This window comes from Bacillus sp. SH7-1 (genome assembly GCF_008042405.1).
In the GTDB taxonomy this organism is placed as follows: Bacteria; Bacillota; Bacilli; order Bacillales; family Bacillaceae_G; genus Bacillus_A; species Bacillus_A thuringiensis_N.
The window spans coordinates 1-16596 of record NZ_QNUD01000048.1 but is presented as its reverse complement, the minus strand read 5'-3'; the positions used below and the strand labels follow the sequence as shown (position 1 = coordinate 16596).

The window sequence follows — 16596 nt, the reverse complement described above, 5'->3', positions numbered from 1 at the left end:
CTCTTATAGAAAAACGGATTTTAAATTATCTTAAAATATATTATATTTTACAAAAAACTTGTAATAATGTTATATAATAACATATTTAAATTATTTTTTGGACATTTACCCCAATTATGAATAATGTGTAATTTTTCGAAGTATAAATGTCCAATAAATTAAATAGGTGATAAGTGTGGAAGTATTAATACTATATTATTCAATATAATTGTTTGGTATGATTTGTGGATTTGGTTTTTTATCTAAATTTTTTTAATCGAATATTAAACCTTATTAATATAGTAGGTGGAAAAGTTGTGTAATAGTATTTGAGATAGAAAAAGCCAACACTGAAAAGGATGTGATTTGAATGTGCAAACAACTGTAAATGATTATATTAAGGTAATGTTTAGTTGTTATTAGTGTAAAGCAAATTCCTTCTCTTTCAAAGAATTCATCCATTGAATAAAGTTAATTCTCCCATACGTATCGCATGAAATGAAACGTTTTTAATAACATTTGGATATATTTTAATATACTTCCGATACTATAACAGATTAAAAATTTATCTATTGGAGGTATATAATGGAATATCCATTTCGTAACTTAGTATTTGAAGGTGGCGGAGTAAAGGGAAGCGCTTATATCGGTGCCATCCGTGCACTAAATGAAGAAGGGATTTTACCAGAAATACAACGATTTGGAGGGACTTCAGCGGGAGCGATTACTGCATTACTTTTAGGTCTTTCCATTCCATTCGCAGATCTTGTGAAAATCCACAAAGACATGAATTTCAAAGCGTTTAAAGATGATGATTTTTCGATTGTACAAGATAACATTCGTTTATTTTTTGATGGTTTTGGTATCTATAAAGGGGATTTCTTTACTGAGTGGGTAGGAAACATCGTTGAAAAGTGGACAGGGGATAAGGATACAACCTTTCAGCAGTTGTATGACAAAACAGGAAAAGACGTGTTTTTCCAAGGAACGAACGTTTCTACACACCAGCTTCGTACGTTTTCTCGCGAAACGACACCTGATGTCCCGTTAGTAGTTGCTGTGCGGATTTCGATGTCGATCCCATTCTTTTTTAAATCTGTGGAATGGGATAAAGATTATTATGTAGACGGAGGTGTACTCGATAACTACCCAATTCGTTTATTTGATCGGAAAAGTTTTGTGAATAAAGAAGAACACTTCACGACCACAGATACGATTGACGAGGTTAATAAACTGGTAAGCAATACGGAGGATTATTCTACATTAAGAAGCTTACACACGAAATACAATGCATCTTTCTTTGATCCTGCAGATGAAATTGTCTACAACAAAGAAACACTAGGTTTCCGTTTAGAATCTCAGGCCGAGATTGCCATGTTAAAACAAATCGCAACTTCAACAGAACATCATATTGGCCATTCTCTTATTCATTTTGCATGGAATTTGTCTCAAACCATGATCAAAGGTCATGAGAGCGGAAAAACAACCAAAGAAGATGCTGCCCGCACTGTATTTATCAATACATTCTTTACGCCGTCGATTAATTTTGATATCACAGAAGAAGAAAAGAAAACACTCATGAATTCAGGTTATACTTCGACTAAAGACTATCTACATCAGTTTAATACGTCTGAAGTAAAATTGTTTAATCGACCATAAAGCCGAGTGTAATGCACTTGGCTTTTTTTCTCAATCTGTAAATTTGCTGTTTTTTTAATTGATTATACAATATTCCATTTACTATTCTTCAGTGAAAATCTTAAAAAATAAATTTTTAATCATTGGAGTATCCTCAGTAACAAATCTTTACAACTGTAACTGAATTCTCCCTTGATGTTCCCTTGATGTTCCCTTGATGTGGTATCTATTACTACACCATATACAGTAAAAATTTGAACATATGCTGGATATGCAACATGTCGATATGTTTACATTTAATCTATCATTTATTTACATCTCTCCGTATTACAACAAAACTGTCATACATTTTTACTTAAATTTAATTGAAAAACAGGATGATGGAGAAGAGAAGGTAAATATATAAATAAGAAGATAGTATGTATAGATATATAGGGGGGGAACTAAAAATAACGAAATTCATTTTATATAGAAAAAACCAGGATGATTTTAAAAAGTTATCCTGGTTTTTTCTTGAATAAACATAATTATCCATATTTCATTAAGTTAATTTGAGCTAATTATAAGTTAGCAGAATTTTTATCTATTCCAGCCTTGATAGTGTTAATAACAGTATATAATTTGTAGAATTAGTTTATAGAAATTATAAAACTATTTTTCATTAGATGTATCTAATTGATGATTGATTACAGTGCTGGACTTATTATTTATAAGTATATAAATCCAACCTATGAATGATAGAATTACTGGATAGAAAATCGCCCAACCACTAAATGAGTATACAAAAATACATATAACTAGAGACAGGAAGGCCATCCACCAACCTATATCTTTAACTTTTAATAACTTAAGAGCAGCTAGCATTGTAAAAATATATGAGGTAATAAAAATTACACTAGGGCCTTTTAGAAGCATCTCTAAATTTGGTCGTGCTATACCATAAAAAATTAAAATACAACTAAAAATTCCGCCTAAAACTAGTAAAACCCTAGTTGGAGTTTGGGATTTAGAATGTAATTTAGTAAAGAAGGAAGGGAAATGTCCTTCTCTAGCTTGGGCGTAAATCATTCTTGAAAAACCTGCAATGTTAGCATGTACAGCACTAAACGAAATAAAAATTGCTAAAATAGTGGTTATATATGTACCTATTGGTCCTAATCCTTTTGATATTAGAATACTAAGGGAAGTTATCTGGTTCTTATCACCATAGGAGTGAGTCCCTATTGTTACAAAAGATATTGCAATGTAAATAATTGAGATACAAATTGCTCCTAAAAATAGACTAATGGAAATATCTTTAGCAGGTCTTTTAAACTCTTCAGCTAATGGGGTTATCATCTCCCATCCTACAAATGAGAAAAAGATAATTACAGAAGAAGCTCCAACAGAAGACCATCCGTTTGGTACAAAAGGTGTAAAAAAACTTAATTTTACATAGGGGATAGAAACGACAACAGCCACAATTATCAAAAGTGAAATTATACAAATGACAAACGCACTTACTTTTGATGATAACTCAATTCCTTTAATATGTAAGAGTAAAGAAGTAAACAAAATTAATGCCGCAATGCCTATAACTCCTGCATTACTTATTGGAAAAACATAGCCAATATAATGGGCACCTGTTAAAGCGATAATAGGTACTCCAATAGGAATAGATCCTAACATAATCCACCCTAGGATTACACTCGTATTTGCATTAAATGCCATTTGAACATAAGCTGTAATTCCTCCTGCGCTAGGAATCATTTTAGCAAGAACCGCTAGAGTTGCGACAATGGGAAAAGCTAATATAGACATGATAACCCAAGATAAAAGCGAAGCTGGTCCAGCGCTATTTGCAGTAATTGAGGGCAATATAAGAATTCCACAACCCAACACAGCTCCTATGGTTAATGCAGTCCCTTGTACCCAAGTAATTGAACGTTTCAATGATTGTTGTGTCAAGATAATCAGCCTCTCTTTCATGAATTGATATCAATTATATAAAGTTTAAAAAAAAGATAACATGCTATAATTTATGTATTAATTATAATTTTTTAAATAATTTAAGAATTATTAATTGTATTCCTAATTAATTAAGGGGAGGTACATGAATGGATCAAACAGATTTAAAGATTCTTTCACATCTTCAGGAAAATGCACGTTTAAGTATGGTTGAAATAGGAAAACTGGTAGGTTTGAGTTCTCCTTCTGTTACAGAGCGAGTTAGAAGACTAGAAGAACAGGGGGTAATTATAAGTTATCGCACGATTGTTAATCCGAAAGAATTAAAAAAACATATTACTGTGTTTGTTTTGATGGAACCAAGGGATTGCAACAAATATAAAAAGTTCGCAATGGAACATTCAGATGTGGTCGAATGTCACCGTATTGCCGGTATGTATAGTTATCTAACAAAGGTAGTGACAGAATCAGTACATACACTCGAAGACTATATTAATTTGTGCTTAGAGTACGGAAAGCCTACAACCTTAATAGTGCTTTCTTCTCCAGTAGAACATAAATCACTTTTTACAGAGAGTGAAAAATCTTAATTACATATGAGAGATTATTCTAAATAAAAAGCGAAAATAAGCATTTACTCCAAAATGCATTAGTAGATAAAATTAATAGCCGTGAAGTATTCATGAGAGGCATTGATATTAGTTACTATTATGAGGGATATACTGAATATGATATAGAGGATTTATAAATAAAAAAGGGCTGAAATAGCCCTTTTTTATTTGCGTTATGAAGAGGATTTTCATATGAAAACAGTATAAAAAGTCCATATTGTTATATGGAACTTATCATTCATTTGCGCTAAAACAGACATAATGCTGAACCTTTATAAAAAGAATATATTTAATTTTAAAGTAGTGAATACTGCTAAAGTATTAATTTATGTTAAGATTAGTAAAAGAAGTTCCTCTTTTCTGATAATAAATATTGATGCGAAATTCATAATTAATATACATTAATTGTTTTATGTTTGATTCGTGTATTCCTTTCCATCTACATAAATTATTTATTGTAACAGCTTTCACGTCCAAAATAAGATGTTCCAACCAAGGACAATATAAGTATTCTTATAATAATTTTCCAATATAATCAATGTGTTAACGAAAGTAACTCTGTATTATTTTTGCTTTTCTATTAACTAATACAGCTTAAAACAAAGGACATAATTGTTGCATACTAAGTGTAATTTATTACCCATTCAAAATTCTGTCTATTCAATCTTTCTAAAAATAAAAAAAGATTGAACTCATAAATATACAAGTTATAATGAGGGCGTCGAGAGGTAATTTATGACCTCTAGAGAAAATATCAAACCTCGTTTTGGTTCAAAAATTCTAAAGAACTTGCGAGTAAGTTTCTAAAATTGGACATACTGATATGATTACTATATGAAGGGTTGTGGATCAAAAGGAAAGTTTATTCAACTCAATATAGAAAGCGCTATCAAACGGATCTTATTTTGAATTTATCATTCTAATAACTTAGATTCAACAGCAATTAAAAATAATAAACTATGGGGGTGCTTATATGAACATAAATGTAGCATCTATTAAAGAAAAAAAGGTTGTTAAATACAAAAGTTGTTTTGATGTGATTGGGCCCATAATGATAGGTCCTTCAAGTTCACATACTGCAGGTGCTTTGTCTATTGGAACAGTTGCTAATAAATTATTTCAAGGTCTTCCAAAAAAAGTTGTGGTAAAGTATTATGAATCATTTGCTGAAACCCATAAAGGTCACGGAACTGATTTTGCAATAATTGCTGGCATATTAGGCTTTGCTGCCGATGACACCAAAGTACCAGATGCTATTAAAATAGCAGAATCTAAAGGAATTGATATTACCTTTTTTGAAAAATCAGGTGATAGTCCTGCCGGTCATCCAAATACGGCAGATGTATATTTAGAGGATGACAGTCGAAGTATTAGAACGATGGGTATTTCGGTCGGTGGTGGATTGATTGAAGTCAAACATGTTGAAATTGACGGATTTAGCTTAGAACTGCAGGGGCCATTGCCAGTTGTTATTGCGATTTCAGAAAGAGCTGACTTTGAATTTGTCTTACGCAGAATATTTAAACAATATGATGTTGAAATTAACAACTTTCATAGTTTGAAAGATAAAACAAAATATTTATATGCATTCGCTTTGGATTCGCTATTGCCTGGTAATGCTCAGGAGGAATTAGGGAATTTAAGCAATATAGCTAATCTTATTATTCTTTAGTTACATTAAGGAGTGAAAAAATATGTATATGGCCATAAAAGAAATTGTGGATGCAGCTAATAAAAGACAAAAGCCAATTTATAAATTAGCAATTGAACAGGAAATCGAACAAACTAAAACTTCTTATGAAGAAGTTTGGAGTAAAATGGAACGAAATTTAGCAACTATGCAAAATGCTATAAATAAAAGTATCGAGGGCGACGGTGTATTTTCTCCTACCGGTTTAACCGGAGGTGATGCAGTAAAAATTAAAAACTATCGAGAAAATAGGAAAACTCTTTCTGGAGATTTGATGGTGTTAGGGATTCAAAGTGCTATCGGCGTTAATGAAGTAAATGCTGCATTAGGAGCTATTTGTGCAACTCCAACAGCAGGTGCAAGTGGGACGATTCCGGGAGTCCTATTTAGTATTAAAGATACGTTGCAGTTAAGTCATGAAGATATGATACATTTTCTATTCACATCAGCGCTATTTGGAACGATAGTAGCAAACAACGCTTGTATTTCAGGAGCGTATGGAGGATGTCAAGCTGAAGTAGGCAGTGCCTCAGCAATGGCGGCTGCAGCTGCGGTAGAAGCTGCAGGTGGAACGCCACAGCAATCTTCTGAAGCTTTTTCAACTGCATTACAAAATTTGCTCGGTTTAGTTTGTGATCCGGTCGCTGGTTTGGTAGAAATTCCTTGTGTAAAGAGAAACGCCATTGGAGCGACAAATGCTTTAGCAGCAGCGGACATCGCATTAGCCGGTGTAAACAATATCATCAATGCTGACGAAGTTATTGAAGCGATGTATAGAGTTGGAAGACAGATGCCTCGAGAATTAAGAGAGACAGGTTTAGGTGGAATTGCGGCTACACCTACAGGGATAGCCATTAAAAATAAAATATTTGGAGAGAAACAATCAAATCAATGAACAGTTATCGGCTATATTGTGAAAAGGTTAACAAACTATTCTTTATCGTTCGTCTAAGGATGGCTGTATATTGAGGGAACTACCAATAAAATATACTACTATATAATTGAAACATTTTGTAAGTGGTAACAAACCCGTTAGGTTGATGCTTTGCTAATTTTTTGATTTGGACTAACTTACAAGAAAGATATACGATGTAGCGCATTTTATAAGCAATTCATTTTTGAAGAACAGTCTATATTCCTATGCCTTAAATAGAGAAATAAGAATAGGACACAAGGAGGAATTATTATATGAATGGGAATACTGCAAAAAACATAGAATTTCAAGCTGAGAATACGGCAGTAAAAAATGAGAAATATATAGATCCTAAAAAGTGGCATAAACAGGATACTACCTGGGCATTGAGTCTATTTGGAACTGCAATTGGAGCAGGGGTGCTCTTTTTACCGATTAATGCAGGTTCAGGTGGTTTATTATCATTGCTGTTAATTACCATACTTGCATATCCTGTTATGTATTACTCACATAGGGCGCTTGCTAAAATGATATACGCTTCAAGTTCTGCTGACGAGGGGATTACAGGTACAATAAGAGAATATTTCGGAAATAAAGCAAGTATCGTTTTTAACATCGTATATTTCGTCTCAATTTATACGATCGTGCTGATGTATTCGGTTGCACTTACAAATACTGCAAGTAGTTTTATTGTGCATCAATTACACAGGCCAGAGCCTCCAAGGGCCATTTTATCACTTGTATTAGTACTCGGTCTTATCACTATACTGAATTTTGGTCAAGATATTACTGTAAAGATAATGAGCATGTTAGTATATCCTTTCATTGCTGCTCTACTTTTTATTGCAATATCTTTAATTCCACAATGGAATACTTCAATGCTAAGTTTTTCAAGTGTTTCTACTGCTTCAACTGGAATAGGGTATTTCGGAACGATTTGGATGATACTACCAATCATAGTATTCTCGTTTAATCATTCTCCTATGATTTCGTCATTCGTTATGAAACAGAGAGCTACGTATGGAATAGACGCTACTGATGCCAAGTGTGCTCAAATACAAAAAGTTTGTTATATCATGACATTCGCTGTTGTTATGTTCTTTGTTTGGAGCAGTACTTTAAGTTTGACTCCAGATGATCTTAAGGTGGCAAAAGAACAGAATTTGTCAATCCTATCATATCTTGCTAATGAGCTTAATTCGCCAGTAATCACGATTGCAGCTCCTATCATTGCGTTTGTGGCCATTACAAAGTCTTTCCTTGGGCATTATATAGGAGCGTATGAGGTAATGCGTGACATGATTATCAAGTCCGGTAAAAAACGTGGGAAAAATATAGGAGAAAAAACAGTTAAGACAATGATTCTTACTTTTGTTGTATTAACATGCTGGTATGTTGCTTATACAAATCCAAGTATTCTTGGAATCATTGATGCACTTAGCGGTCCGTTAGTCGCTGCTATCTTATGTCTATTACCGATGTATGCGATTCGTAAAGTACCAGTACTAGCAAAATACAGAGGGAAAATGAGCAATGTATTTGTAATCGTTATAGGAATACTTACTGTTCTAGCAAGTATTAAGTCATTATTCTAATTAACTATTGTTCGTTCGGATGCAAAAATAGTAGGATATGAAAAGAGAATAAAAGACTTTTAGTGGAACTGAATTATATATTGTTAAACCATAGAGTTTATAATTTTGGACAACCTATTCACCTTGGGTAGGTTGTCCTTTTTTGATTATATGCATAACTTCTATTGCGGCATTTTTTTAAAAGCTGTTTGTAATGATTTTAATCCAAGCATATGAGGGCACCGAACCATGTGCATCAAGCTAATATTTTGAAGTATCTCACATCTGTTTTCTTAGGTTAATGGGAATGGGCCGGTACTCCACCATGTATGGCGAACAACTAAACTGGCTTCCTTCCATCCTATGTCCGAAGCAAGTTCATCTCTCACATACTTACTTCGCGTTCCTTGAGTAAGGAATCTTCCTGGCTAGATTTATAAACTTAACTTATTGAGCTTAGGGTGATACTCCCATTACAATTTTGATAGTTGATTGACCACACTTTCTAAAAATTGCTCTACCTTTTCTTTTGTAGTATCTGGCGAATGATAACCAATTGTAAATGTAAGTCTCCCATTGTAAGAGTTTGCACCCATTGTAAAGAATGGTGCATACATAATTGGTGATGTTAAATACCCGTCCTGAGCTTGAACTTCACCAAACTTAATAGGTTCATCAGCTATCGATCCGAAATTAGTAAGTAACGGTAAAGCCATTCCCATTTGTAAAGCCAGTTCGTATTGCTGTTTATACATTTCCTTCACTTCAGATAGCTTTTTACTTGCCAGTAACTCCATTCCTGCGGCTGAAGAAAGACCTGGATTTTGAGATTTTATTGTATCCATTGATTCTTTGACCCGAACTAGAGTTTGATTAAATGAGTCATCATTTTCCATTTTAATCACTGGCATTTCCATCCCGGATAAGTTGCAAATTGAACCAGTTGTATGATTAGGGAGATATCGGCGTAAATCAATTGTTAAACCAATCATTTTTTCTGAGGTGCGAGGTTCTGCATACACAGCAAAATGTGATAAGGAGCGGAAGTATGCAGTCATGATTGCATCATTTAAGGTAGCTTGTTGTGGTTTTGTCCATTGGATTAAACGTAGAGTTTGCTCATGGCTTAACCGTCGCACGGCCATTTTTGGATAAGCATTTTTATTAGGCTGAGATGGAAAAGACCATAACGCTGCTTGTTGTTCTTGGCTGGGACGATACGCACTTTTTATGTTTATTATTCCAGTATATTTGAATACAGGTGATTGATCACGAAAACCGTCATTTTCTTCATTAAGTCTCTTTATAATTTCTTCGCTAGAATGCCCCAGAGAAAGTTGAGTATAAATTGTTCCCAACAAAATTAATATATTCTTTGACTCCGGCACCATCTGAACAAAGATGAGATAATTTCACAACTAATATATTTTTTGAATTACTACGTAATAATTTTGTCTGAACCATAGGCCCCTGAATAGGATCTCCGGATTGCTTAATAAAATCTATTGCCATCATTTCAAGATTTTAATCATTTCCTTCTGCAAAAAAACAAATTGGTGAGTTAGTACTAGATGAAAGTTCCCCCCAGTAAGGCATATCACTTTCTACAAAACGGCTGTTTAAAACAGGCTGTAATTGTAACGTTATCCTTACTGATTGTTCAAGTATTTTTTTTGATATACCTATAGGAAAATAAAGAACGGCATTAATTTGCGGAATAAAGCCCTAGTATATAATTCATCCGATTTTGAGGTGTTACTGAGTATTTTCTTTGTTCCATCATTTTCTTCCTCTTTTCAGGCTATTTTTGGTTACAATCTTGTTTTTCATAGGGTTGTAACTTTTTAAGGACTCAAAGTGTTGTCTTTTCAATTTTTTTAGTATTTCACTTATGAAGGTATGTTTTCCGTAATGATTCATGTCGTTATTGGTATTAACAGTATTCATCAATTATTTTTAGTTTTTTGTACGATATAATAAACTAAATCCATTTTTGTTTGGTTATACATAAACGTTTTATGTGAAAGTTTATGGAAAGTCCAATAAAATAATTGAATCATTTTTATCTTTTTTCGACAGTATCTCCCATCTATTTACCAGCGCTATCCCACCATTAAACAAATTAAGTAGGGAGTCTTCTGACATAAAATATAAACTATGTGACTTCTAATCTTACAAAAGTGTAAGATTAGAAGTCACATAGTTAGATAGAAGTCATTAACTTATGAAAAAATCTACCAGCGCTATCCCACCATTAAACAAATTAAGTAGGGAGTCTTCTGACATAAAATATAAACTATGTGACTTCTAATCTTACAAAGATTAGAAGTCACATAGTTAGATAGAAGTCATTAACTTATGAAAAAATCTCATCTATAATCCAGATATAAATCATTTATTAAAGGAGTATTCTAATGAAAAAAATTATAAGTTATGCGGTGGTTATTGCCATTTTTATAGGAATAGGATTAGGAGTAAAACGTTATGTGCAAGGTCCAGGACAACCAGTCGATGGGATTCTAGTTAGTGGTACTGCAGCTGATGTAGAAAAAGTCAAACAAGAATTTAAAGATGATATTAAGCAATCTATAGACTATAAAGTTAAGTACGTCACTACAATAAGAAAGACCCAATTATCAGAAGAAGATAAGAAACAAAATGATACAAATGAAGAATTTGAAATCAATACTACAGAATATGCAGTTATCAATAGTTCTACCGCGGTAAAATTATTTAATAGGGGACTTCTAAGAGCTAGAAAAGATCCGCATTCAGCATCTACTATATCTGAGATGGTGAAAGATAAAAATAAAGTATCTAGTGATCAGAATCTATTATTTTCTTATGCGGGTGATAATCCTACGGTGGATAATTTTGAAAATAACCAGTTGAATTTGAACGGTAAGATGGTACCTGCCCAGTATGTTAAACAGCAAATTTGGATTGGGTATGACCCCATGAACCTTGTTATCCTAAAAGACCAAGACTATAATGCAATTTCTGAATCAGAGTCAATAATGAAATTAATTCAATTTAAAAAACGTGATTTTGATTATAAAAACAAACAAGAAGTAAACAAAGTTTTACAAGAGATTGATAAGGTCTCATCGAATAATCAGCATAAAATAAACTTTGTAGAGGTACAAGATTAATTTAAAATGAAAATAAGGTGATATGAATGGAAATCGTAAGAATAGAAGATGTCGTCAAAAGTTATGGTGAAGGTAATAGTAGGGTAGATGCTTTGAAGGGCATAAACCTTACAATACATCAGGGGGAATTTGTTTCAATCGTAGGAGCTTCTGGATCAGGTAAAAGTACATTGTTGCATATTTTGGGAGGATTGGACCGCCCAAGTTCAGGTAAAGTATTTATTGGAGAGAACAATATTTATAAATATCCAGATAATGAACTTTCGATATTTAGAAGAAGAAAAGTTGGATTTATATTTCAGTTCTTCAATTTAATTCCTGTATTGAATGTGCAGGAGAATATAGCTTTACCCACTTTATTGGATAATGAACCTATAGATAATTCTTATATGGACGAAATTATTGAAATTCTGGGACTTCATGAAAGAAGAAATCATTTACCATCTGAATTATCAGGAGGTCAGCAACAACGGGTTTCGATTGGGAGAGCACTTATAAATCGCCCACATTTGATTTTAGCTGATGAGCCTACAGGAAATCTTGATACTCAAAATACAAAAGAAGTCATGGATTTATTAAGATTGACAGCAAAAAAATATAATCAAACTATTGTATTGATTACTCACGATTTAAAAATCGCATCAACTTCTGACCGTATTATTACAATTGAAGACGGGCAAATTATTTCCGATCAGTGGCTAGCCACGAATAAGCCTAAGACGGGAGGAAACTAATTTTGATTGGTAATTATAAACAATTGAGCAGGAGATACTTAAAGGGGAATATGAAACGTACAATTTTAACTTTGATCGGAATCATACTCTCTGTAGCATTAATTTCTACAATCGGCCTATTTATGAACGGAACTCAGATTTCTCAAATTGAGAATACGAAAAAGAGGCAAGGGTATTCTTTTCATGCTGTTGTATTAAATTACGATGAACCGATATTGAAAAAAATTAAATATAACCCGCAAATTGAATCATTTGGTTTAATGTCACAGGGAGAAACAGTCCAAGTCGGAGAGGCTGCTGTACAAATGAATTTTGCTGATGATAACGCCTTGAAGTTTTTAAAATACAGTATTATTAAGGGGAGATTGCCATCTAATGATCAAGAAGTTGCTGTTGATCCCTGGGTATTACCTTATATAAAAGATAATATTCAAATAGGTGATTCATTCGAATTAAATGAAAAAAAATACAAATTGGTAGGTTTTCTAAGTGATAGTGCATATACACAGGAAAATAAAGTGGGACGGTTACTAACCTATAAGCGTAAGTTTAGCGCTGGGGAAGGAAAAATATTAGTCGGAATTAGCCCAGAAGCAAACTTTAATGAGGTTTTAGAGGGAATCAAGACTATTTCTGGAGAGAATAATATTAATATAAGTGAAGAATTAATTCAATTAGAGAAACCAGGTTACAATAATTCGATTATGGCCACGCTAATTATTACTATCAGCATTGTTGTAATAGCGACAGTTGTTGTGATTTACAACGCTTTTCAAATTAGTGTCGTGGAACGAACGCGGCAGTTTGGCTTGTTGAGAAGCATCGGTGCAACACGAAAGCAAATTAGACAAATCGTGCTGAGAGAAGCTACTTTTCTGGCTGTTATCGCTATACCATTAGGAATTATATGCAGCTTAATAGCACTTGCCTCTCTTCAATTCACTTTTTCACTTTTAATGGAAAATAGTAAAGGAGTCTCGATATTCCATGTTGATTGGAAGATTTTATTAATCAGTTCGATAATTACCTTCCTCTCTGTAATAGCGTCAAGTTTGTATCCAGCTTATTTTGCAGGGAAAATCTCCCCATTGTTAGCAATCAGCAGTAGGTTGTCAATTAAAAAGGAACAAATCAAAAAACAAAAGAATTCAATATTGAGAAAACCTTTATCTTTTCCTTTGAGCATGGCTATGAAAAATGTGAAGCGCAATAAAAATCGTTATACCATTACAATTTTATCAATTATTATAAGTAGTGTATTATTTATTACTTTTTCGTATTTAATGAATGTTGCATTTGCATCTAAATCTTTTGATAAGTTATCTGTTAAATCGGATATTACAATTAAGCTAGAGGACAATAATTCAGATCATTTAGCTGATAGTGAACAAGTTTTGCATCAATTGAAATCACTTGGAAATATATCTAATGTAAACGAAAAGAAGGAGAATAGATTTGAAACTAAATTAAAGGATGTAACTCAATCTTCCGCGACAGTTAAGGAAATAGAAAACACGATTGGAAAAAGATATTCCATTACAATCGTAAATAATTATCAAGAAAATAAAACAAAAAAAGAAGAAAAACTTACTTTACAAGTACTTGCATATAGTTTTATCACAGTCATTTCTTTAATTAGTAGCGTTAATATCCTCAATACTATAACTATAAGTATCATGACTAGACGAAAAGAATTGGCTGCTTTGAAATCCATTGGTATGTCACAAAAGGATTTGAAAAAAATGATTACCTATGAAGCTTTGATTTACGGTTTTTCTGGAAGTTTACAAGGAATCTTTTTTGGCTGTATATTGTCTTATATTATATATTTAGCTATATCTGATATGTTGAAAATGACATGGACAATTCCCTATGAGGCTTGTATCATTACGTTTGTTTCAGCTTTAATAATTAGTTATTTATCAGTCTTAAATCCATTGAAAAAAATTCAACAAGATAATATTATTGATAATATCAGAGAACAATAATATTATAAGCCTGGCTAGATTATAGCCAGGCTATTGTAATTGGAGTATAAGCTAGGGAAAAAAAGGAGAGGGCATACTTGAATAAAAAAATATTACTAGTTGAAGATGATGAAGCTCTTGGCATAGCCATCGAATTTTCATTGAGAAATGAAGGTTATGAGGTGATTAGAGCGTCCAGTGTAAAAGAAGCTAAACACCAGTTTGTTCACAATACATTTGATTTGTCCATCCTTGATATCGGCCTACCAGATGGTAATGGTTATGACTTATGTTTGTATTTTAAAAAGAAAAACGAGAATTCGATTATTATTTTCTTAACTGCACTAGATGAAGAAGCAAATGTGGTAATGGGGCTGGATATAGGCGGTGATGATTATATAACCAAACCTTTTCGGGTTAGGGAACTCATGGCCAGAGTGAAAGTACAATTGCGTAAACAAGCGTCGCTAGAAACGCCATCTCAAATTTTAAGATCTGAGAATATAAGAATCGATACGAACCTAGTCAAGGTTTATAAAAATTGTGAAAGTATTACATTGACGAATTTAGAATACAAGCTGCTATTGAATTTCATGAAGAATTCTCACAAAGCATTAAAAAGAGATGAACTCCTACAACAAATAACAGAAGGAGAAAATGTTTTTTTTGATGAAAACACGTTATCTGTATACATAAAGCGTTTAAGAGCTAAAGTTGAAGACAATCCTCAAAAACCACAGTTTATCGTTACCGAAAGAGGATATGGTTATCGTTGGAGCAAGGACGTGATTGGGTGAGCAAGATAATGAAAAATACCGAGTTAAAAAGCTATATGACGATACTAGCCGTCCTTTTATCTATATTTGTGATTTACCAATTTATTATTCAACAATTATTTTATAATCATTTGAAAAGAGACTCTATTGCAACATGGGGGGAAATTACAGCTAGGTTGGTAGAGCAGAATCCAGAAAATGAAGCGGAAATTATGAAAGTCTTATCAAGTCATTCGTCTCACTCAAGTAAATATCAGGAAAAAGGGACAGAGATCCTAAAGCAATATGGATTATATGAAGACTTGGATTCAAAATTTTTTCCTCACTTAAATAATCTAATTTTTAATCACAATCAATTTATGATGTGGGGATTGATTGCTTTTGGATTTTTACTTTTTGTTGCAAACTACATGCAACAAAAAATTATTTTCAATAAGATTAGCCAGCTTACTAGAGCTGCAAAAAAAATAATCGAGGGAGATTACTCGGTTGTCATCAATGAAAATAAAGAGGGGGATTTCGCGAAACTGGCGATTTCATTTCGTTCAATGAGGGATATCATTAGAAAAAATATGCATGATTTGCTTGAAGAGAAACGGTTTTTAGGAGAAATGTTGCAGGATATATCTCATCAGTTAAAAACGCCGCTTTCAACTATTTCTATCTATAATGAAATGTTGTTAAATGAGAAACTATCCCGAGAGCAACAAGCTCAATTACTACAAAATAATGATATTCAGATTTCTAGAATGAATGTCTTAATTCAGAATTTGTTAAAAGTAGCAAAAATTGATGCAAAAGCGATTTCGTTTGATAAAGAGCCAGGGAATTTAGTAGATACGACTGAGGAAGTACTAAATCGCTTGCAAAGCATGATAAGTGATAAAAATATTTTGATTGATTGGAATGCACCAAGAGAAATAGTCGTTATTCACGACAAATTATGGATGCAGGAAGCTTTGTTAAACCTGTTGAAGAATGCAATCGAACATTCTAAACCCGGTGGTAAAATAATGATTCAGGCCAAAAATTCTCCAATCTATACAGAACTAGTAATCCAAGACTTTGGAGAGGGAATTTCAGCTGAAGAATTACCTCATATTTTTGAACGATTCTATAAATCAAGTAGTTCTAAAAAGCACGGATCGACCGGAATTGGATTGGCACTTGTCAAAGCTATTATAGAGGCACATCACGCCTTAATTACAGTTGAAAGTGAAAAAAATGCTTATACAAAATTTACAATTATTTTTATGGAATTTTAATAACAGTTTGGTATATATTTTAATCTTTTTAATATAAAGGGGTTTTTTTATGTTTAATAGATTGAAGTGTTTTCTTTTATCTGAGAAAGAAATAGTTGATACTGTGAAAAAATACAAGGAGGAAAAAATACACGTTTCCATAATAAAAGATTTTTTAGGGGATTTAATCTTAATAAGAACTTTTACATTTTTAATGTTTGTTCCAATATCAACTTTTATTTTTTCAGTTATAATTTATGGAGCTGTTTTCTTTTTATCAGGCATTAAGATTACTGTTTGGGGCATCACTATAATGTTATTAGTTCCAATAACATTACTTTTCTATATGAATATAACTAATACATCAATTA

Annotated in this window: 11 protein-coding genes and 4 pseudogenes; 13 read left to right on the top strand and 2 right to left on the bottom strand. The window is 32.7% G+C overall.

Features of this window, described 5'->3' with window-relative positions:
- Window positions 1-564 precede the first annotated feature (564 nt).
- On the top strand, window positions 565-1638 hold the full coding sequence (locus DN390_RS27655; protein WP_147809024.1) for a patatin-like phospholipase family protein: 1074 nt from the start codon (window positions 565-567) through the stop codon (window positions 1636-1638).
- 259 nt (window positions 1639-1897) lie between these two features.
- Window positions 1898-2023: pseudogene (locus DN390_RS31810) on the top strand (DUF975 family protein); the annotation flags it as partial.
- 245 nt (window positions 2024-2268) lie between these two features.
- Here the strand turns inward: DN390_RS31810 and DN390_RS27650 are convergent.
- The gene (locus DN390_RS27650; protein WP_147809023.1) at window positions 2269-3564 is read right to left on the bottom strand and encodes an APC family permease; all 1296 of its coding nucleotides are present in this window, start codon (window positions 3562-3564) and stop codon (window positions 2269-2271) included.
- A 149-nt stretch (window positions 3565-3713) separates the two neighbouring features.
- On the opposite strand from DN390_RS27650, the gene DN390_RS27645 reads away from it, so the two are divergent.
- From DN390_RS27645 to DN390_RS27625, 5 genes and pseudogenes are all read left to right on the top strand, one after another.
- A complete protein-coding gene (locus tag DN390_RS27645) occupies window positions 3714-4154 on the top strand; it encodes an Lrp/AsnC family transcriptional regulator (RefSeq protein ID WP_147809022.1) in 441 nt (146 codons plus the stop codon).
- 32 nt (window positions 4155-4186) lie between these two features.
- Window positions 4187-4312 (top strand): annotated as a pseudogene (locus DN390_RS31720) (protein adenylyltransferase Fic); the annotation flags it as partial.
- An 836-nt stretch (window positions 4313-5148) separates the two neighbouring features.
- Window positions 5149-5847 carry an L-serine ammonia-lyase, iron-sulfur-dependent subunit beta gene (gene sdaAB, locus DN390_RS27635; RefSeq protein WP_147809021.1) on the top strand — a complete coding sequence of 233 codons (699 nt, stop codon included), beginning with the start codon at window positions 5149-5151 and terminating at the stop codon, window positions 5845-5847.
- 22 nt (window positions 5848-5869) lie between these two features.
- Window positions 5870-6760: an L-serine ammonia-lyase, iron-sulfur-dependent, subunit alpha gene (gene sdaAA, locus DN390_RS27630; protein WP_147809020.1), complete on the top strand. Its 891-nt coding sequence runs from the start codon at window positions 5870-5872 to the stop codon at window positions 6758-6760.
- A 293-nt stretch (window positions 6761-7053) separates the two neighbouring features.
- Window positions 7054-8373 carry an aromatic amino acid transport family protein gene (locus DN390_RS27625; RefSeq protein ID WP_147809019.1) on the top strand — a complete coding sequence of 440 codons (1320 nt, stop codon included), beginning with the start codon at window positions 7054-7056 and terminating at the stop codon, window positions 8371-8373.
- A 452-nt stretch (window positions 8374-8825) separates the two neighbouring features.
- Here the strand turns inward: DN390_RS27625 and DN390_RS27620 are convergent.
- Window positions 8826-10132 (bottom strand): annotated as a pseudogene (locus DN390_RS27620) (condensation domain-containing protein).
- A gap of 634 nt (window positions 10133-10766) precedes the next feature.
- On the opposite strand from DN390_RS27620, the gene DN390_RS27615 reads away from it, so the two are divergent.
- The 6 genes and pseudogenes from DN390_RS27615 to DN390_RS31000 all read left to right on the top strand — a co-directional run.
- Window positions 10767-11504: a lipoprotein BA_5634 family protein gene (locus DN390_RS27615; protein ID WP_147809018.1), complete on the top strand. Its 738-nt coding sequence runs from the start codon at window positions 10767-10769 to the stop codon at window positions 11502-11504.
- Between the two features lie 26 nt (window positions 11505-11530).
- Window positions 11531-12238 carry an ABC transporter ATP-binding protein gene (locus tag DN390_RS27610; RefSeq protein ID WP_098131280.1) on the top strand — a complete coding sequence of 236 codons (708 nt, stop codon included), beginning with the start codon at window positions 11531-11533 and terminating at the stop codon, window positions 12236-12238.
- Between the two features lie 2 nt (window positions 12239-12240).
- Entirely contained in the window at window positions 12241-14226 is a 1986-nt protein-coding gene (locus DN390_RS27605) for an ABC transporter permease (protein ID WP_147809017.1), read from the top strand.
- A 77-nt stretch (window positions 14227-14303) separates the two neighbouring features.
- Window positions 14304-15002 carry a response regulator transcription factor gene (locus DN390_RS27600; RefSeq protein WP_001035094.1) on the top strand — a complete coding sequence of 233 codons (699 nt, stop codon included), beginning with the start codon at window positions 14304-14306 and terminating at the stop codon, window positions 15000-15002.
- 8 nt (window positions 15003-15010) lie between these two features.
- Window positions 15011-16246 carry a HAMP domain-containing sensor histidine kinase gene (locus tag DN390_RS27595; RefSeq protein WP_147809025.1) on the top strand — a complete coding sequence of 412 codons (1236 nt, stop codon included), beginning with the start codon at window positions 15011-15013 and terminating at the stop codon, window positions 16244-16246.
- 49 nt (window positions 16247-16295) lie between these two features.
- Window positions 16296-16596: pseudogene (locus tag DN390_RS31000) on the top strand (hypothetical protein); the annotation flags it as partial.

Coding starts and splice junctions, on each gene's coding strand:
- DN390_RS27615 (WP_147809018.1), top strand. CDS start 10,767: ATGAAAAAAATTATAAGTTATGCGGTGGTTATTGCCATTTTTATAGGA.
- DN390_RS27655 (WP_147809024.1), top strand. CDS start 565: ATGGAATATCCATTTCGTAACTTAGTATTTGAAGGTGGCGGAGTAAAG.
- DN390_RS27595 (WP_147809025.1), top strand. CDS start 15,011: ATGAAAAATACCGAGTTAAAAAGCTATATGACGATACTAGCCGTCCTT.
- DN390_RS27610 (WP_098131280.1), top strand. CDS start 11,531: ATGGAAATCGTAAGAATAGAAGATGTCGTCAAAAGTTATGGTGAAGGT.
- sdaAA (WP_147809020.1), top strand. CDS start 5,870: ATGTATATGGCCATAAAAGAAATTGTGGATGCAGCTAATAAAAGACAA.
- DN390_RS27625 (WP_147809019.1), top strand. CDS start 7,054: ATGAATGGGAATACTGCAAAAAACATAGAATTTCAAGCTGAGAATACG.
- sdaAB (WP_147809021.1), top strand. CDS start 5,149: ATGAACATAAATGTAGCATCTATTAAAGAAAAAAAGGTTGTTAAATAC.
- DN390_RS27645 (WP_147809022.1), top strand. CDS start 3,714: ATGGATCAAACAGATTTAAAGATTCTTTCACATCTTCAGGAAAATGCA.